Source organism: Trinickia sp., from assembly GCF_057351765.1.
The window spans coordinates 1-17265 of the sequence record NZ_JBMRBK010000024.1 but is presented as its reverse complement, the minus strand read 5'-3'; the positions used below and the strand labels follow the sequence as shown (position 1 = coordinate 17265).

General features: G+C 64.5%; 16 protein-coding genes. 6 read left to right on the top strand and 10 right to left on the bottom strand.

What is annotated here, in order from left to right; all coding sequences use genetic code 11:
• Positions 1 to 43 precede the first annotated feature (43 nt).
• The 3 genes from tal to ACO1XS_RS06000 all read right to left on the bottom strand — a co-directional run bounded on the left by tal (position 44) and on the right by ACO1XS_RS06000 (position 3184).
• A complete protein-coding gene (gene tal, locus ACO1XS_RS06010) occupies positions 44 to 997 on the bottom strand; it encodes a transaldolase (RefSeq protein ID WP_331571814.1) in 954 nt (317 codons plus the stop codon).
• 131 nt (positions 998 to 1128) lie between these two features.
• Positions 1129 to 2304, bottom strand: a complete 1176-nt coding sequence (locus ACO1XS_RS06005; protein WP_331571812.1) for a vWA domain-containing protein — start codon at positions 2302 to 2304, stop codon at positions 1129 to 1131.
• A gap of 37 nt (positions 2305 to 2341) precedes the next feature.
• Positions 2342 to 3184: an AAA family ATPase gene (locus ACO1XS_RS06000; RefSeq protein WP_331571810.1), complete on the bottom strand. Its 843-nt coding sequence runs from the start codon at positions 3182 to 3184 to the stop codon at positions 2342 to 2344.
• 267 nt (positions 3185 to 3451) lie between these two features.
• On the opposite strand from ACO1XS_RS06000, the gene ACO1XS_RS05995 reads away from it, so the two are divergent.
• Positions 3452 to 3820, top strand: a complete 369-nt coding sequence (locus tag ACO1XS_RS05995) for a c-type cytochrome (RefSeq protein WP_331571808.1) — start codon at positions 3452 to 3454, stop codon at positions 3818 to 3820.
• A gap of 57 nt (positions 3821 to 3877) precedes the next feature.
• On the top strand, positions 3878 to 4261 hold the full coding sequence (locus tag ACO1XS_RS05990; protein WP_331571806.1) for a c-type cytochrome: 384 nt from the start codon (positions 3878 to 3880) through the stop codon (positions 4259 to 4261).
• 146 nt (positions 4262 to 4407) lie between these two features.
• Here the strand turns inward: ACO1XS_RS05990 and ACO1XS_RS05985 are convergent, their stop codons facing one another.
• Positions 4408 to 4842 (bottom strand): DUF1841 family protein, encoded by a 435-nt coding sequence (locus ACO1XS_RS05985; protein WP_331571866.1) that lies wholly within the window; start codon positions 4840 to 4842, stop codon positions 4408 to 4410.
• Between the two features lie 127 nt (positions 4843 to 4969).
• On the opposite strand from ACO1XS_RS05985, the gene ACO1XS_RS05980 reads away from it, so the two are divergent.
• Entirely contained in the window at positions 4970 to 5887 is a 918-nt protein-coding gene (locus ACO1XS_RS05980; protein ID WP_331571804.1) for a DMT family transporter, read from the top strand.
• 43 nt (positions 5888 to 5930) lie between these two features.
• On the opposite strand, the gene nth is transcribed toward ACO1XS_RS05980, so the two are convergent.
• Entirely contained in the window at positions 5931 to 6575 is a 645-nt protein-coding gene (nth, locus tag ACO1XS_RS05975; protein ID WP_486390223.1) for an endonuclease III, read from the bottom strand.
• Positions 6576 to 6585: 10 nt separating this feature from the next.
• The gene (gene rsxB, locus ACO1XS_RS05970) at positions 6586 to 7428 is read right to left on the bottom strand and encodes an electron transport complex subunit RsxB (protein ID WP_331571800.1); all 843 of its coding nucleotides are present in this window, start codon (positions 7426 to 7428) and stop codon (positions 6586 to 6588) included.
• Positions 7429 to 7719: 291 nt separating this feature from the next.
• Here rsxB and ACO1XS_RS05965 point away from each other — a divergent pair, with 291 nt between their 5' ends.
• The gene (locus tag ACO1XS_RS05965; RefSeq protein WP_331571798.1) at positions 7720 to 8352 is read left to right on the top strand and encodes a TetR/AcrR family transcriptional regulator; all 633 of its coding nucleotides are present in this window, start codon (positions 7720 to 7722) and stop codon (positions 8350 to 8352) included.
• An 84-nt stretch (positions 8353 to 8436) separates the two neighbouring features.
• On the opposite strand, the gene ACO1XS_RS05960 is transcribed toward ACO1XS_RS05965, so the two are convergent.
• Together ACO1XS_RS05960 and ACO1XS_RS05955 are read right to left on the bottom strand one after the other, a co-directional pair.
• Positions 8437 to 9714 carry a polyhydroxyalkanoate depolymerase gene (locus ACO1XS_RS05960; RefSeq protein WP_481581927.1) on the bottom strand — a complete coding sequence of 426 codons (1278 nt, stop codon included), beginning with the start codon at positions 9712 to 9714 and terminating at the stop codon, positions 8437 to 8439.
• Positions 9715 to 10003: 289 nt separating this feature from the next.
• Positions 10004 to 11842, bottom strand: a complete 1839-nt coding sequence (locus ACO1XS_RS05955) for a glycoside hydrolase family 15 protein (protein WP_331571794.1) — start codon at positions 11840 to 11842, stop codon at positions 10004 to 10006.
• Between the two features lie 199 nt (positions 11843 to 12041).
• On the opposite strand from ACO1XS_RS05955, the gene ACO1XS_RS05950 reads away from it, so the two are divergent.
• Positions 12042 to 12287 carry a hypothetical protein gene (locus tag ACO1XS_RS05950; RefSeq protein ID WP_331571792.1) on the top strand — a complete coding sequence of 82 codons (246 nt, stop codon included), beginning with the start codon at positions 12042 to 12044 and terminating at the stop codon, positions 12285 to 12287.
• Positions 12288 to 12326: 39 nt separating this feature from the next.
• Here ACO1XS_RS05950 and ACO1XS_RS05945 read toward each other — a convergent pair whose 3' ends face one another.
• Positions 12327 to 12485, bottom strand: coding sequence for a DUF3096 domain-containing protein (locus ACO1XS_RS05945; RefSeq protein ID WP_173256516.1), 159 nt, complete (start codon positions 12483 to 12485; stop codon positions 12327 to 12329).
• A gap of 222 nt (positions 12486 to 12707) precedes the next feature.
• On the opposite strand from ACO1XS_RS05945, the gene ACO1XS_RS05940 reads away from it, so the two are divergent.
• Positions 12708 to 13913, top strand: a complete 1206-nt coding sequence (locus tag ACO1XS_RS05940) for a lactonase family protein (RefSeq protein WP_486390222.1) — start codon at positions 12708 to 12710, stop codon at positions 13911 to 13913.
• A gap of 316 nt (positions 13914 to 14229) precedes the next feature.
• Here the strand turns inward: ACO1XS_RS05940 and ACO1XS_RS05935 are convergent, their stop codons facing one another.
• Positions 14230 to 17220, bottom strand: coding sequence for an FtsK/SpoIIIE family DNA translocase (locus ACO1XS_RS05935; RefSeq protein WP_486390221.1), 2991 nt, complete (start codon positions 17218 to 17220; stop codon positions 14230 to 14232).
• Between the last annotated feature and the right edge of the window lie 45 nt (positions 17221 to 17265).

The following is a 17265-nucleotide window of genomic DNA, read 5'->3' as shown; positions in this document are numbered from 1 at the left end:
ATGTTCGGTGGGGGGCAACTCCGGCCTGTCGCGCGGCCGACCTTCAGCGCAGCGTCTCGATCAGCTTTTCGAGCTTGATCGCGTCGGCTGCGAAGACACGGATGCCTTCGGCGAGCTTTTCGGTCGCCATCGCGTCGTCGTTGAGCTGAAAGCGGAACGACGGCTCGTCAACCGCGATACGCTCGATGGACGAGTCAGTTTCCATTTGCGGCGAAAGCTTGCGCTCGACCGGCTCCTTGCTGTCCTGCAGTTTTTGCAGCAGATCCGGGCTGATCGTCAACAGGTCGCAGCCCGCGAGTTCGAGGATCTGGCTCGTCGTGCGAAAGCTCGCGCCCATGACTTCCGTCGGAAAGCCGAACTTCTTGTAATAAGCATAGATGCGCCGCACCGATTGAACGCCCGGATCGTTGGCGCCGCCCATCGTCGCTTCGTTCCAGTCGCTGCCGGCTTGTTTCTTGTACCAGTCGTAGATGCGACCGACGAACGGCGAGATCAGCTTCGCCCCGGCCTCGGCGGAGGCCGCTGCCTGCACGGGCGAAAAGAGCAGCGTCATGTTGCAGTTCACGCCTTCTTTTTGCAGCGCCTCGGCCGCGCGCACGCCTTCCCAGGTCGAAGCGAGCTTGATCAGGACGCGCTCGCGGTCGACGCCGGCGGCCTTGTACAGTGCGATGAGCTCGTGGGCTTTGTCGATCGAAGCCTGCGTGTCGAACGAGAGCCGGGCATCGACTTCCGTCGATACGCGCCCGGGAATGATCTTGAGGATCTCGGTTCCGAACGCGATGAGCAGATTGTCGATGATAGCCTTGGCCGGCCTGTCGGCGTGATCGCGCACGGTTTTTTCGAGCAGCGGCTTGTAGGCGTCTTTTTGCACGGCCTTGAGCACCAGCGACGGGTTCGTGGTCGCGTCGCGCGGCTTGTACTGCACGAACTGCTGGAAATCGCCCGTGTCGGCGACGACGATCGTGTATTGCTTCAGTTGGTCGAGGGCAGTGGTCATGGCGGATGAGCGGGCCCGTAGCCCGTGCTGGAAGACGGTGAAAGGGTCGGGCACCGCGTCCGGCGCGCCGACGACAACTCTATTTTAGCGGCAGCGGCGCGCGGCGGTGTTTCTAAAGCCCGCGCGCACGGCTACTTACTGAGCGCGCGCATGGCCGTCTCGAGTCCGGCCAGCGTCAGCGGGTACATGCGCTCGCCGAGCAATTGCCTGATGATCGCGACCGACTGGCGGTACTCCCACAGTCCCTGCGGTTCGGGGTTCAGCCAGGCATGGTGCGGGAACTGGTCGGCCAGGCGGCGCAGCCAGACGGCCCCTGCCTCGGGATTGTTGTATTCGACGGAGCCGCCCGCTTGCAGCACCTCGTAGGGGCTCATGGTGGCGTCGCCGACGAAGACGAGCTTGTAGTCGGGCGTGAACTTGTGCAGTACGTCCCATGTGGCGATGCGTTCGAGATGCCGGCGGCGATTGTTTTTCCACAGGAAGTCATAGACGCAATTGTGGAAGTAGTAGAACTCGAGATGCTTGAATTCGGCCTTCGCCGCCGAAAAAAGTTCCTCGGTGCGCAGGATGTGATCGTCCATCGAGCCGCCGACATCGAGCAGCATCAGCACCTTCACCGTGTTGTGCCGCTCCGGCACCATCTTGAGGTCGAGCCAGCCGGCGTTGGCTGCCGTGCTGCGAATCGTATCGGGCAAGTCGAGCTCTTCGGCCGCGCCCTCGCGCGCGAAGCGGCGCAGCCGGCGCAGCGCCACTTTGATATTGCGCGTGCCGATTTCCACCTGATCGTCGTAGTCGCGATAGCCGCGGGCTTCCCAAACCTTGACCGCTGTGCGGTGGCCGGCGGATTCTCCACCGATGCGGATGCCTTCGGGGTGATAGCCGCCATTGCCGAACGGCGAGGTGCCGCCCGTGCCGATCCACTTGTTGCCGCCTTCGTGGCGCGCTTTTTGTTCATCGAAGAGCGCCTTCAGGCGCTCCATCAGCTTGTCGAGGCCACCCATCGCCTCGACCGCCGCCTTTTCCTCGGGCGTGAACTCGCGTTCGAGGCGTCGTTTCAGCCATTCGGGCGGCACGGCGACCATCGCCTCGGCAAGCTTCTCGGCACCGCGGAAATACGCCGCGAAGGCCTGATCGAACTTGTCGAAGTAGCGCTCGTCTTTCACGAGTGTGAGGCGGGCCAGGAAGTAGAACTCATCGAGCGACGGCGCAATCACGCGCGCGCGCAACGCCTCGACGAGCGTCAGATACTCCTTGACCGAGACGGGCAGGCGCGCCGCGCGCAACGTATAGAAGAAGTCGATGAGCATGGCGGACTGATCCGAAAAACGCGGCCGAGCTCGCGGCTTACCGGTTATGCCGGTTCATGAAGACGAGCCGCTCGAGAAGGCTCACGTCCTGTTCGTTTTTCAGCAGCGCGCCGGCAAGCGGCGGCACGACTTGCTTGCCGTCGGGCGCGTGCAGCGCCTCGGGGGCGATGTCTTCGGCGAGCAGCAGTTTGAGCCAGTCGAGCAGCTCCGAGGTGGACGGTTTTTTCTTCAAGCCCGATACGCTGCGTAGCGAAAAGAAGCTTTCGAGCGCGGCATGCAGCAGATCCTCGCGGACGTTGGGATAGTGCACTTCGACGATCTTTTGCATCGTCGCCGGGTCGGGGAACTGGATGTAGTGAAAGAAGCAGCGGCGCAGGAATGCGTCGGGCAGCTCCTTTTCGTTGTTCGAGGTGATGACGACGAGCGGACGGTGGCGGGCACGTACGATCTCGCGTGTTTCATAGACGTGGAACTCCATGCGATCGAGCTCGCGCAGCAAGTCGTTCGGGAATTCGATGTCGGCCTTGTCGATTTCGTCGATGAGCAGCACGGCCGGCTCGTCCGATTCGAAGGCTTGCCAGAGCACGCCCTTGACGATGTAATTGGCAATGTCGCGCACGCGCGCGTCGCCGAGCTGCGAATCGCGCAGACGCGAGACGGCATCGTACTCGTACAGGCCTTGCTGGGCTTTCGTCGTCGATTTGATGTGCCACTGAAAGAGCGGCATGCCGAGCGAGGCAGCGACCTCTTCCGCGAGCATCGTCTTGCCCGTGCCAGGCTCGCCCTTGATCAGCAGCGGCCTTTTGAGCGTCATGGCGGCGTTGACGGCGAGCTTGAGATCGTCTGTGGCGACGTATTGCGACGAACCTTCGAAACGCATGGCGACCGCTCTCGCGAAAAGAATCCAGTATATGCCAGAAGGCGCCGCCGCCTGCGGCACGATGTCGCAGGCCTATGCGCGAGCCTTTTCGGGCGGGGCCGGCGGGGGGTATTGCCGATGTGGACCGCGGCCATCCGTCGCGGTACAATTGCCGCGATTTTTTGGTCTCTTGGCCATTCCATAATGAAGCGCGGCGCGATACGATCTGTGCCGCCGCCCGGCAGCAGGTGTGCGGGCGCTCGTTTCCCCTCAGCCAGGTTACAAGCTATGAACTCTTTCGTCGGCAAACATGTCGTGACCGCAGCGCTTGCCGCGCTCGCGGGGTTCGCGCTGAACGCCCAGGCGGCCGATATCGTCGGCAATGCGAAGGCGGCTCAGGGCAAGGTCGCGATGTGTATCGGCTGCCATGGCATTGCCGATTACCGCACGGCTTATCCCGAGGTCTACAAGGTTCCGATGCTGGGCGGCCAGAACGCGCAATACCTGGCGAACGCATTGCACGGGTACAAGAAGGGCGATCGCCACTTCGACACGATGCATGCAATCGCGAGTTCGCTGACCGATCAGGACATCGCCGATATCGCCGCTTACTACGCGGCGCAGACGGCCTCGTCGCCGAACAATCCCGAAAAGTAACCGCGCGGTCGCTTCCAGCTCTTTCAGGCACTCTCATTTCGCGGGATAGGAGAATTCATGTACAAGCCCGATCAGGCACTTCGGACAATCGCCATGGTTGCGGGGGCGGCGATGGCCATCGGCGCGCTTGCCGTATCGAATCCGGCGGCCGCTGCGAGCGCATCGAATGGCAAGGCGCTCGTCGAGAGCCATAACTGCGCGGCGTGTCACGGTCCGAATCTGAACAAGCCTGTGACGCCGGAGTACCCGAAGCTCGCCGGTCAGCACTCGAGCTACGTCTACTGGGCTTTGAAGCAATACCAGATGGGCACCAGCAATCCGAAGCTCGGCCGCAACAACGCGATCATGCAGGCGCAGGTGCAAAGCTTGTCGCAAAGCGATATGAAGGATATCGCCGCTTATATCGAATCGCTCGACGGAGATCTCGTCCAGAAGAAGTAAGGGCGGCGTTCGTCCGGCGCGTGTCGTCCCCGTTCACCGGGAGCGCCGCGGCAACCAAGCAAACACCCCGCCGTGAGCGGGGTGTTTGCTTTTAGCGCGCCTGGCAACGAGGCGTCGTGTCGTTGCCGAGGGCACGCGAGAGCGGCTCAGTCGCGCGATGCGCGCCGCTCGATGCGGGCGAGATAGGCGTCGGTATCGAGCGGCGCGTTATTGCGTTGTGCCTCCCAGATCGTTTCGCCCAAGCAGTCCATGATCGCGTGGTGTGCTTCGTGCGTCGAGCCGAGCCGCACGACGAGCCGCTCATGCGCCGCACGGATGCCCGGCGGCTGATCAATCGAAAGCTGCTCGCTAATCGCGAGGTGCATCGACAGATGCAGATAAGGATTGGTGCGCCCGCTTTCGGGCGAATATTCGGCCGACGACGCGGCCGCTTCGTCGGCGAGCTCTTCGTGATATTCCGGGTGCTCGACGATCCAGTCGGCCGCAATCGCTTCGAGCGGTGTGAGAATTTCACCTGCGCGCTGTTTGCGCCAAGTGTCGGTGAAAAAGCGTCGGACTTCGTCGCGGCTGGGATTGAACATCGTCGAAAGGGGCAAGGTGCCCGTCGCGCGAGCGCGGGCGATGGCGCATTCGTGCCGACGGCGGATGGCTGAAACCGGTATTCTACGTCGCGCGAGAGATTCCCTCATTTCGAATATCCCGGTTTCCATGACCTCCCGTATCGATACGCTTTACGGCGCGGCGTTCGTCGCGCTGTCCGCCGCGGCATTTGGCGCGATGGCCATCTTCGCCCGCTACGCCTATGCCGGCGGCACTGACGTGCTGGGTCTGCTCACGTTGCGCTTTGCCATCGGCGGCGCCATCCTCGGCTGGACGGCGCGCCGCCGCGGTATGGTTTGGCCCAGAGGGCGCGCGCTGGCCGCAATCGCGGCGTTGGGGGCCGTAGGCTACGTCGGACAATCGCTCTGCTATTTCATTGCGCTGCAGCATGCGCAAGCGAGTCTCGTCGCGCTACTGCTTTATCTGTACCCCGCGTTCGTCACCGTGCTCGCAGCATGGTGGCTGCATGAGCGGCTCACCCCGGTCAAATGCGCGGCGCTCGTACTCTGCCTCGCGGGTACGGCGCTGATGGTGGGAGGCGGCCGCGGCGAGCCGCTCGGCATTGCGCTCGGCCTCGGCGCAGCGGTGATCTACTCGATCTATATCGTCGCCGGTACGCGCGCGACGCGTGGCATCGACCCCCATGTGACGACGAGCGTTATCTGCCTCGTAGCCGCCGTCGTATTCGGCGCGCTGTCGCTCGCACGCACGGCAGCGGGCGCGCCGCCCCACTGGCCCGCGACGGCCGGGGGCTGGGCTGCTGTCATCGCCATCGCGCTCATTTCCACGGTGCTCGCCATGCTCGCGTTCTTCGCGGGTCTCGCGCGGCTCGGTGCGGCGCGTACGTCGATGCTTTCGACGCTCGAACCCGTCGTCACCGTGACGCTCGCGTCGCTGCTGCTCGGCGAATCGTTGAGCGCCATGCAATGGGTCGGCGGCGCATCCGTGCTCGGTGGCGTCCTCTGGCTCGTGCGTGCCGGCGGTGGGGCGTCGGAGGATGCGGTCGCGCTGGAGGCGAACCAGTAGGCGCGCAATCGGTTGACCGATCGGCCGGGCGCCTGCTCGCCGCTCAGAGGTCGGGCGGGGGCGTCTTCGGCTTGTACTCGCAAAGCGGCTCGATGACGCAGTGCCAGCATTCGGGCCGGCGTGCCTTGCAGACATAACGGCCATGCAGGATCAGCCAGTGATGTGCGTCGTGCCTGAACTCGGGCGGCGTGAACTTCTCCAGGGCCGCTTCGACGGCGCGCACATCCCTGCCCGGCGCGAGTCCGGTGCGATTCGCCACCCGGAAGATATGCGTATCGACGGCGATGGTCGGTTGGCCGAATGCCGTATTGAGCACGACGCTGGCCGTTTTGCGGCCGACGCCCGGCAGGCTCTCGAGTGCTTCGCGCTCGGCGGGGACTTCGCCGCCGTGTTTTTCGAGCAGCAGACGGCATGTCGCAATGACGTTTTTTGCCTTGGTCCGATAAAGGCCGATCGTCTTGATGTAGTCGGCAAGACGCGCTTCGCCCAATTCGACGAACTGCTGCGGCGTATTGGCGACCGGAAAAAGCTTGCGCGTCGCTTTGTTGACGCCCACGTCGGTCGCCTGCGCCGAAAGCACGACCGCGATCAGTAGTTCGAACGGTGTCGTGTATTCGAGCTCGGTCGTCGGATGCGGATTGAGACTTTGCAGCGCTTCGTAAATGGCGCGACGTTTGGTGACGTTCATGCGGTTCGCTTCACCGGGAAGAGGGCGTATCGGATTCGCCGGACGCGTCTTCGCGCGGTACGTCTTTGCCCGGCTCGTCCGATGTCGTGCGCAAGCGCTGGCGCCGTGCTTCGGCCGCATCGATTTGCGCCTGCACGGCCGGACTGACGTTGCTGACGTTCTTGGGCGCGACGCCTTCGGCTTCGAGAGCGGCTTTCTTCTGGCGCGCGCGTTCGAGCGCGGCCGCGATGATGGCGCGCTTTTTGGCGGCCGCTTCGTCTTCCGCGGTGGCGCTTGCGGGCGGTGCCGCAGCGGCGGGCGATGCCGCGGCGCGCCGGGCGGCGGCGCGCGCCTCGGCAGCTTCGCGCTCGCGCGCGATCCGTGCGGTGCGGCGGTCATGCCGCTTGCGCGCCGCTTCGGCCTGATCGGCGCTCCACGCCTGCCAGCCCGTCGCGTCGCGGGTGACCGGCGGCATCGAGATGCAATCGACCGGGCAGGGCGCGACGCACAAGTCGCATCCCGTGCACAGCGCGGAGACGACGGTGTGCATCAGCTTCGGTGCGCCGACGATCGCATCGACGGGACAAGCCTGCATGCAGAGCGTGCAGCCGATGCAAAGCGACTCGTCGATGAAGGCGACCGGCCGCGGGCGTTCGGCGCCGTTGGCCGGGTTCAGCGCAATGACGGGCTTGCCCAGGAGAGAGGCGAGCCGAGCCACGCCTTCCACGCCGCCGGGCGGGCATTGGTTATAGCCCGCCTCGCCGCGCGCGACGGCTTCGGCATAAGGGCGGCAGCCCGCATAGCCGCACTTCGTGCACTGCGTTTGAGGAAGCAGATCTTCGATGCGATCCGCGAGGGTCTTTCGGTCGGTCACGGTGGGGAGATTCTCGCCGCGGCGTGAAGCGGCTTTACGCATATGGGCGTGTGCGCCCGGCGCACCATGGTGGCACGCGTTCTCACGGTGCGCGCAAAGCCGGCATTATCGCCGATTTCCCGGGTTGCCATCGGCAAGCCATGTGCGCATAATCGAAGCGCTTTTCGCATGACCGCTTAATAAGGGGTATCTCCCACGAAAAGGCGCGTCCATTGCATGCAGCCGGTGTAGGGTGCCAGGAGGAGCCGGCAGCGTGACGCGGACACCGCGGCGCACGAAGCAAAGGCCACCATGAACCAGCTGAAAATCAAACGTGATCCCGAGGGCACCCGGCGCCGGATTCTGCTGGCGGCGGCTGAGGAATTCGCAAATGGTGGCTTGTTCGGCGCCCGTGTCGATCAGATCGCCCGTCGTGCCGAAACGAACGAGCGCATGCTCTATTACTACTTCGGCAGTAAGGAGCAGCTTTTCACGGCTGTTCTGGAGCATGCATTCAGCGCACTGACGGAGGCCGAAAAGGCCCTCGATCTGTCCGGCATCGCCCCCGTGGAGGCCATGACGCGGCTTGCCCACTTCGTCTGGGACTACTACCGCGATCATCCGGAGCTGCTGCGGCTCGTCAACAATGAAAATCTCCACGAGGCGCGGTATCTGCAGAAATCGACGCAGATTCGGGACATGATCTCGCCGATCGTCGCAACGCTGTCGTCGATTCTCGAGCGCGGCCAGCGGGCCGGACTCTTTCGCGCCAACGTGGACCCCCTGCGCTTTTACGTGACGCTCTCGGGCCTCGGCTATTACATCGTCTCCAACCGTTTCACGCTGCAGGCCACGCTAGGCCGCGATTTCGATGCGCCCGCGGAGCGCAGCGAAATCGTGCGCATGAATACCGAACTGCTGCTCGCATACCTGATGCGGCGTTGAAACGCAAAGGCGCCGAATAATGCAAACGGGCGGCCTGGGCCGCCCGTTCGACGAAGCACTGGTAGTAAAAGCGATGGCGTCGGCTCAAGCCTCTACGGGCTCGGCTTTATGCCTGGATTCCTTGTTGTGCTCGAGGATGAAATCGCGCAGTTGCGGATAGATGATCGTGCGCCAGCGCCGGCCCGAGAAAATGCCGTAGTGACCGCACTTTTCCGCCGTGAAATGGCGTTTGCGCGCTGCCGGAATCCCCTTGCACAGTTGATGCGCGGCGCGCGTCTGTCCGCAGCCCGAGATGTCGTCGAGCTCGCCTTCGATCGTGAAGAGGGCCGTGCGCTTGATGTCCTGCGGACGCACCAGCTCGCCATCGATTTCCCATGTGCCCTCGGCCAGGCGGAATTCCTGGAACACGATGCGAATGGTGTCGAGGTAATACTCGGCCGCCATATCGAGGACAGCGTTGTACTCATCGTAAAAGCTGCGATGCGCTTCCGCGTCTTCCTCGTCGCCGCGCAGCAGGCTTTGATAGAAATCCCAATGCGAGGCGGCATGGCGCTCGGGGTTCATCGCCACGAAGCCCGAATGCTGAAGGAAGCCGGGATAGACGTGACGCCCCACCCCGGGGTAGTTTTGCGGCACCGTGTGGATCACGTTGTTCTCGAACCACTCGTACGAGTGCTGCATCGCCAGCGAGTTCACCGACGTGGGGCTGCAGCGCGCGTCGATCGGGCCGCCCATCATCGTCATCGTGCGCGGCGTGTCCTCGCCGCGGCTCGCCATCAGCGAGATGGCAGCCAGCACCGGCACCGTCGGCTGACAGACCGACAGCACGTGCAGATTCTTCGCGCCGATATAGCGGATGAACTCCTGGATGTAGGTGACGTAGTCGTCCAGATGGAACGGACCGTTCTCGATCGGGACCATCCGTGCATCCATCCAGTCCGTGATGTAGACCTTGTGGTCCTGCAACAGCGTGCGGACCGTGTCGCGCAATAGCGTCGAGTGATGGCCCGACAGCGGTGCGCATACGAGCACGACCGGTTCGTCCTTCAACTGTGCGACCGCCTCGCTATCGTCGGCGAAACGCTTGAAACGCAGCAAACGGCAAAACGGCTTCTCGACGATCGTTTGTTCGATGATCGGGATGTTGTGGCCGTCCTTGACGATCTGGCGAATGTTGAACTCCGGCTTTTCGTAATCCTTTCCGAGCCGATAGAGCAACTCGTAGGCGGCGGAAAACCGGGTGGCGCCCGGCACGTAGGCCAATGGACTCGCCGGGTTCGCAAATGAGCGGGAGGCGGCCTCGGCCCAGGCCGTCAACGGAGTCAAGAGCGCGCGCTGAAATTCGTAGAGCTGGTAAAGCATGGTGAAAGGCTCCCGCGTGTGGTCACTGAAGTATTACGCGGCGTTTCGGCGTCGCGGCATGCCGTGCTGAAAAAGTCTGCCTAATTCCGAACCGGCTCGTCGATGATATAGGACAAACATGGCTAGCTGCAACGCAGCAAATTCTCAACCTGACCGGGATTTTCCCGGATGCAGTCTCGCGCTGGGGTGCCGATATGCGGTATGGCCGAAGGCTGATTGAAAGATTCGCTGAATGCCGCATGCGCTGCAAAACGCCGGCGCGGCACGCGTGGCGGGCGCCGCGCGGCGTTCATGCGGCATTGCCGCTTTCCTTCGATTGCGAGCCGTTTCGTGGATGGCCGGTGGCATGCGTCATTTCCTGCTCGTGCCGCATCAGATTCAAGCCCGTGTGCACGAGCGCAACATGCGAGAAAGCTTGCGGAAAATTGCCTGTGAAGCGCTTGACGCGAGGATCGTATTCCTCGGCGAGCAGGCCGACATCGTTCGCGAGGCCCACGAGGCGCTCATACATGGCATGCGCTTCGTCGACCCGGCCCTGCAGCATCAAATTGTCGACGAACCAGAAACTGCAGGCGAGGAACGTGCCTTCGCCCGGCGGCAAACCGTCGTCGACTTCGGACGTGTGATAGCGCACGACGAGCCCATCGCGTAGCAGCGTGCGCTCGATGGCAGCGACCGTCGAAGCGACGCGCGGGTCGTCCGGCGGTAAAAACCCGACGAGCGGGACCAGCAGCAGGCTGGCGTCGAGGTCGTCGCCGCCGTAGACCTGCGTGAAGGCATTGCGCTCCGGGTTGAAGCCGTGGCGGCAGACATCGGCATGGATGGTGTCACGGAGTTCGCGCCAGTGCGCCACCGGGCCGTCCAGCTTGAATTTTTCCGCCGATTTGACCGCGCGATCGAAGGCGACCCACGTCATGACCTTGGAGAAGGTGAAATGGCGCCGGCCGCTGCGCACCTCCCAGAGCCCTTCGTCCGGTTCTTGCCAGATCGTCTCCAGATGGTCGAGCATGACGCGCTGCACGGCCCACACCGATTCGTTCGTGTGCAAGCCGCCGACGCGCGCCAGATGCAGCGCATTCATCACTTCGCCGTAGACATCGAGCTGGAGCTGGCCGACCGCCATGTTGCCGATGCGCACCGGTTTCGCACCGAGATAGCCCGGCAGCCAGTCGATCTCGGATTCCGGCAACCGCCGTTCTCCAGCGAGCCCATACATGATCTGGACCTGCGCCGGCGAGCCGGCCAATGCGCGTTCGAGCCAGGATCGCCACGCGCGCGCTTCGTCGTAATAACCGCAGCGCATGAGCGCGAGCAACGTGATCGTCGCATCGCGCAACCAGCAGTAGCGGTAATCCCAGTTGCGCGTGCCGCCCAGCAGTTCAGGCAGCGATGTCGTCGGTGCGGCAACGATCCCGCCCGTCGGCGCATAAGCAAGCGCCTTCAGCGTGATCAGCGAGCGCATGATAGGCGCCGCATAGCGGCCCTTTACCTCGCAGCGCGCCGTCCAGTCGCGCCAATGATTCTCGGTGCGCGCGAGCGCGGAGAAAGGATCGGTGGCCGGCGGCATGCGCTGATGCGACGACGAATACGCGAGCGTAAACGGTATGCGCTCGCCCTCGGACACCGTGAAATCGGCGACTGTGTGCATGTTCTCGCCATGCAATTCGACATCGGTGCGCAAGACGGCCATGTCCGGTCCCACGACGGCGCGTATGCCGTTGCCATGCGTGAGTCGCGTCACCCAGGGCACCGAGAATCCGTAATCGAATCGCAGTGTGAGCGACATATGCATCGGCACGCGGCCGCGCCGGCCGATGACGATGCGCACGAGCTCCGACCATCCGTTGCCGGGCGGCATGAAATCGATCACGGTGACGGCGCCCTCGGCCGTCTCGTAATCGGTTTCAAGGACCAACGTGCCGTCGCGGTAGCACCGGCGGCTTGTCTGCACCTCGCTTGCCGGGGCGAGTTGCCAGGAGCCGTGTTCGGGCGCGCCGAGCAGTGCGGCGAAGCAGGCGGCGCTGTCGAAGCGCGGCCAGCAGAGCCAGTCGACCGAACCGTCGCGGGATATGAGCGCGGCCGTGTGGCCGTCGCCGACGAGCGCATAGTCTTCGATGAGTGCGGGCATGTCGTGTCGTAAGCGATAGGAGCCGGTGCGGCTATGGGGCGTTGCCAACGTTGCCGGCTGCTGGCTACAATCAAACTCCGGGGATCAAGGCTGAAAGTGCGACGTCGAACGACGATGCAAGCGGGAACAACACCGCGTGCGCGGCGCGCTTCGGCCAGTCATGCTTCTGTGACGCTCATTCACTACAAGGATTGACGCCATGCAGAACCCGTCCAAAACCGATTGCATCGCTATTCTGTCCGCCGCTCGCGAACTTCGCGACGGTAGCTTGATTTCCCTCGATCCAAAGGCGCTCGGCTTGTCGCGCAACGGCATGGATACCGCCATGTCGTTTCTGCTCGAGCGCGCCTGTTTCACGTCGCACCAGCAAGCCGATGGCCATTATGCGGTCGGCGCGCTTTCGCTGCAGGGAAAGCTGCGGCTCGAGCAACTTGCCAACGGATGAAGTCGACCGAACCGGCGGCCAGCCGACGCCCGGGCGGCGTCAGAACCGCAAGTGCTGCGATGCCGGGCCGAACAACCCCAGTAATCCGATGATGATGAGGTAAAGCGCGACGATGTAGTTCAGGAGTCGCGGCACGATCAGAATCAGGATGCCGGCGATCAGCGCGGCAAGGGGTCCCAGACTGACAGAAATGTTCATGGCGAAGCCTCGCACAGATTGATCGGGTGGGCGCTTTGCGCTCGCGGCGAGGGTGAGCCTCTCGACGAAGGAGCTTCGATGCCGAGTCAGCTTTCCTCGATCCGGCCGCCAAAGCGGCCGGCCTTGCCCTACGTTTTGTCGTGCCCTTCGTCCGGCCTCGCGGAGGGACGGGCCGGCACTCGAGGGTCAGACAGCGATTCGCGTGCCCGTACCCTCAGAGCCGTGTCGGGCCGAAAAGGTTTCGCGCTGACGTCGGCCCTGGCGGCACTGGCCGCGCTCGCAGTGGCGCCCTCGGCGGCGCATGCCGACAGCGACGCGCAAGGGGCCGCGAGCTACGACCTGCTCGTCGGCACCTACACGAATACCGGTAAGAGCAACGGCATCCACGTCTACCGGTTCGATCCGCAAAGCGGCTCGGTGTCGCCGCTTTCGTCCGTACAAACGGTCAATCCATCGTATCTGCTCGTGGGTCGCGGCAACCGGACTGTCTATGCGGTGAACGAGCTGCCTGGGGACAATGGCCCGGCCACTGAGCATGGCGGCGTCAGCGCGTTCTCGTTCGATGCGGTGAGCGGTCAGTTGAAGCTGCTCGATCACGTCTCGTCGCAAGGCAACGATCCTTGTTATCTGAGCCTTTCGCCCGACGGCAGGTATCTGTTCGTGGCGAACTACTCGGTCGCCTCCGATCCCGGCGGCAGCTTCGCTGTACTTCCGGTCAAGGGCGACGGCAGCCTCGGCGACGCGGTGCTGAGCGTTCATCATGACGGCCGCGGCCCGATGAAGGGGAGGCAGGACAGCGCGCATGTCCATTCGACGGTCATGTCGCCCGACGGGCGCTACCTCTTCGCGCAAGACCTCGGCACCGACAAACTTTACGCGTACCGATACACGTCGGATGGCAGCCGCGGCCTGCTGAGTCCCACCGAGACACGATATGTGCAAATGGGAGCCGGTTCGGGCCCGCGGCACCTCGTCTTCGACGCGCTCGGGAAATATGCCTATCTGACGAGCGAGCTCGCCGCCACCGTGACGGTGCTGCGATACCGTGATGGCACACTGGAAACCCTGCAGACGCTGCCGCTCGCCGCGCCCGGTTTCAAGGGCAAGCAAGGCGCGGCTGCCGTTCACCTGTCGGCCGATGGACGCTTTCTTTACGTATCGAATCGTGGGGACGCGAATGAAATCGTGATTTTTGCGGTGAATTCGGGCGATGGGAGGCTGACGCTCGTCGGCCGCCAGTCGACGCTCGGACGGACGCCGCGGGAGTTCGCGATCGACCCGAGCGGTCATTGGCTCATCGTCGGCAACCAGGAAAGCGATACCGCGTATGTTTTTCGGCGCGACCCGCAGACCGGGAAGCTCGAGCCGAACCCGGTGCGGCTCGATGTCGGGGCACCCGTGGATTTCAAGTTCACGCCTGCGTCATGAAGGCGTGACGCCGTGACGAATCGCGCAAGAGGCGCGCATACAAAGAGAGCCTGCGCATCAGAGCACACGCGCAGGCTCGAAGCTACCGCCTCACGGGGGGCGGGGCGGCAGGGGATGAAACGGCGCCGGAGCGTCGTGCGTCAGCGATTCCGGCCTGCGTTGGGTATGCAATGCCCATGCCGGCTCATCCATGCGCACGCCGCAAGCGCGCCGCGTCGCGGGTCGCAGCGGCGCCCACTTCCGTTGCGCCTGCCGCGAGGCGGATCCACCCGCTAGTTCTTGCAACCCCCGCGCAGCTTTTACAGCAAGGCGTCCGTCATTGCTCCGGTCCCGGCGGGGCCAGGACTTCGCGGCTGCCGTTGACGCTCATCGAAGAGACGAGGCCCGCGGCCTCCATCTGTTCGACAAGCCGCGCAGCCCGGTTGTAGCCGATGCGCAACTGCCGCTGCACTGAGGAAATCGAGGCGCGGCGCGTACGCACGACGAACGCCACCGCCTCGTCGTAAAGCGGATCAGCCTCGGCGTCGGGCGCATCGCCGAACAGGTCTTGAGGCGCGCCTTCGGTCGCCGGACCGTCGAGTATTCCGTCCTCGTATTGCGGCTCGCCGAATTGCTTCAGATGCTCGACGACACGGTGTACTTCCTCGTCGGCGACGAATGCCCCATGGACGCGCTGCGGGTAGCCCGTACCGGGCGGCAGAAACAACATATCGCCTTGCCCGAGCAGCGATTCGGCGCCCATCTGGTCGAGAATCGTACGGGAATCGATTTTCGACGAAACCTGGAAGGCCACGCGGGTAGGAATATTGGCCTTGATGAGCCCGGTAATGACGTCGACCGACGGACGCTGCGTGGCGAGAATCAGGTGGATGCCCGCTGCACGGGCCTTTTGCGCGAGACGCGCGATCAGCTCTTCGATCTTCTTGCCGGCCACCATCATGAGGTCGGCCAGCTCGTCGATGACGACGACGATGAGCGGCAGCGTCGAAAGCGGCTCGGGCGCGTCTGGTGTCAGCGAGAAAGGATTCGTCAACTTTTTCCCGGCCGCGTCGGCGTCGCGCACCTTCTGGTTGAACCCCGGGAGATTGCGCACGCCGACGGCCGACATCAGCCGGTAGCGCTTTTCCATTTCGCCGACGCACCAGTTGAGCGCGTTGGCGGCGAGCTTCATGTCCGTGACGACGGGCGCGAGCAGGTGCGGGATGCCTTCGTAGACCGACAGCTCGAGCATCTTCGGGTCGATCATGATGAGCCGCACTTCCTCGGGTGTCGCCTGGTAGAGCAGCGAAAGAATCATTGCGTTGATCGCCACCGATTTGCCCGAACCGGTCGTGCCCGCAACGAGCATGTGCGGCGCTTTCGCCAGATCGGTCACCACGGGGTGGCCCGTGATGTCCTTGCCCATCGCGATCGTCAGCTTCGAACCCGAGCCGCGATAGGCGTCGGCCTCGAGGATCTCCGAGAGGCGGATCGTCTGGCGCTTCGCATTCGGCAGTTCGAGCCCCATGCAAGTCTTGCCGGGGATGGTTTCGACGACGCGCACCGATGTGAGGCCGAGCCCGCGCGAAAGGTCCTTCATGAGGCCGACGATCTGGCTGCCGCGCACGCCGAGTGCCGGCTCGACCTCGAAGCGTGTGATGACGGGGCCCGCTGTGGCACCCACCACGGTCACAGGCACCTTGAACTCCTGCAGCCGTTGCTCGATCAATTGGCCGGTCTGGGCGAGACGTTCGTCGGAGACGGGCTCGGCCTGGGCCGTGGCGCGCTCGAGGAGCTCGAGCGGGGGTAACTCGGTCGGCGTTGCCGCAGGGGCGTGGAACGCGAATTCGGCCGCGCCGTGGCCACGCAAGGATGCCCGCGGTCCGGAAGCCGCGGGCGCGCTGGCTTCTGCGATCGGGGGCGCGTGCTCGGGCAAGCGTTCGGCGAGCGGCGTCTCGGTAGCGCGTGTTTCGTCAGAATCTCTTTCGGCGAACGATGGATCCGCCCAAGGGGGAGCGGCCGAAGCTGGATCCTCGGAAGACGCATCGGCTGGGGCGGCTTCGGCGGCCGATGTTTCGGCGAACGGCATGTCCGCTACGGGAGCCTCGGCGCGCGATGCTTGCGCGGATGCTGTTTCCGGGGGGAGCGCATCGTCATCTGGTGCTTCGACATGCGGTGCGCCGGTTGGCGGTACGTCAGGGGAGAGTGGGTCGCCGCCCCGTGTACCGACATCGAGCCCGACGCCATCGAACGGCGGCGCGGGAACCGGCTCGCGCGCGGGTTCGCACTCGGTCGGCGGTTCGGGCTTCATCGGCCGCGGCGCGTTTGCGGGCGCCTCTGGCAATGCCGTCTGCGACACCTCCGGCGCCCGCTCGGAAGCGTCATCGCGAGCGGCCGACGCGCCGCGCCGCGCAAGACTGACGCCGGCAAGCGCCGTCCATTGCGCGGCGTTTGCTTCGATTGCGCGCAGCGTTTCGAGCACACCGGGCGATGGGGCGGGCGTCGCGGCACGCTCGGGTGCGACGTTGGCCATATCGAAGTCGATGGGCGCACGCGCCGGACGCGGACCTGCATTTGCCGAAGCGGCTGCCCGTGCGCGGGCGTGCGGTGTCCGAGGGGATCGATCGGCGCCCGAAAACGGCGTTGACGTGCTCGTGGGGTTGCCGGCCACAGTTTGCGGCCGCGTCCCTGGCCGTCTCGGTACTGCGTCGGTGACCGACGTTTTTCGCCCGGTCGATAGGCTTTTTGCCGCCGCAGGCGATGCCGCGGCGGCGCTCGGGCGAATCGTCGATGTTGAGGGCGGCTGCCATGCGGTCGGTCGCGCGTATCGCCCAGTCGGTTTCGGCGCCATCGGATTCACCGTCGCGAGGCGCGCGGGGTTGCTGCTCGCGCGGGAACGCGGCGCTTCGTCGCGCGCGCCGCTCGGCATGCGGGAGGGCTGAGAGCGTTGTCCCTCCCGGCCCAGGCGAAGGCCCAGGCCGAACGCTCGATCGGCCGCGGCGAGCGTGTCCAGCCAGCGAAAACCAAGCAGCCAGGGCAACGCGACGACCAGCAGTACGAGCATCAGCAGCGGCGCGCCGATGCGTCCGGCGAGGCGGCCCGCACCGCTCATCACCAGGTGCCCGAGCGCATCGCCGGCAGGCGAGAAGAGCGCGGCTTCGAGCGCGCAACTCGCGGCGAGCACGCACACGAAGCCGAGCCATAGGCGAATCGTCCCGGGGCCGCGCAAGCCGTCGCCGCCGGGCAGCGCCGCCTTGATCAGACGCCACAAAAAGGGAAGAAACCAGAAGGCAGAGACGCCGAACCAGCCCAGAACGACCGTATGCATGCGAGAGCGAGAACGAGACGAGGAAGCGCCAAACCCGGCGAGTTT

Coding starts and splice junctions, on each gene's coding strand:
- tal (WP_331571814.1), bottom strand. CDS start 997: ATGACCACTGCCCTCGACCAACTGAAGCAATACACGATCGTCGTCGCC.
- ACO1XS_RS06005 (WP_331571812.1), bottom strand. CDS start 2,304: ATGCTCATCGACTTCTTCTATACGTTGCGCGCGGCGCGCCTGCCCGTC.
- ACO1XS_RS06000 (WP_331571810.1), bottom strand. CDS start 3,184: ATGCGTTTCGAAGGTTCGTCGCAATACGTCGCCACAGACGATCTCAAG.
- ACO1XS_RS05995 (WP_331571808.1), top strand. CDS start 3,452: ATGAACTCTTTCGTCGGCAAACATGTCGTGACCGCAGCGCTTGCCGCG.
- ACO1XS_RS05990 (WP_331571806.1), top strand. CDS start 3,878: ATGTACAAGCCCGATCAGGCACTTCGGACAATCGCCATGGTTGCGGGG.
- ACO1XS_RS05985 (WP_331571866.1), bottom strand. CDS start 4,842: ATGTTCAATCCCAGCCGCGACGAAGTCCGACGCTTTTTCACCGACACT.
- ACO1XS_RS05980 (WP_331571804.1), top strand. CDS start 4,970: ATGACCTCCCGTATCGATACGCTTTACGGCGCGGCGTTCGTCGCGCTG.
- nth (WP_486390223.1), bottom strand. CDS start 6,575: ATGAACGTCACCAAACGTCGCGCCATTTACGAAGCGCTGCAAAGTCTC.
- ACO1XS_RS05965 (WP_331571798.1), top strand. CDS start 7,720: ATGAACCAGCTGAAAATCAAACGTGATCCCGAGGGCACCCGGCGCCGG.
- ACO1XS_RS05960 (WP_481581927.1), bottom strand. CDS start 9,714: ATGCTTTACCAGCTCTACGAATTTCAGCGCGCGCTCTTGACTCCGTTG.
- ACO1XS_RS05955 (WP_331571794.1), bottom strand. CDS start 11,842: ATGCCCGCACTCATCGAAGACTATGCGCTCGTCGGCGACGGCCACACG.
- ACO1XS_RS05950 (WP_331571792.1), top strand. CDS start 12,042: ATGCAGAACCCGTCCAAAACCGATTGCATCGCTATTCTGTCCGCCGCT.
- ACO1XS_RS05945 (WP_173256516.1), bottom strand. CDS start 12,485: ATGAACATTTCTGTCAGTCTGGGACCCCTTGCCGCGCTGATCGCCGGC.
- ACO1XS_RS05935 (WP_486390221.1), bottom strand. CDS start 17,220: ATGCATACGGTCGTTCTGGGCTGGTTCGGCGTCTCTGCCTTCTGGTTT.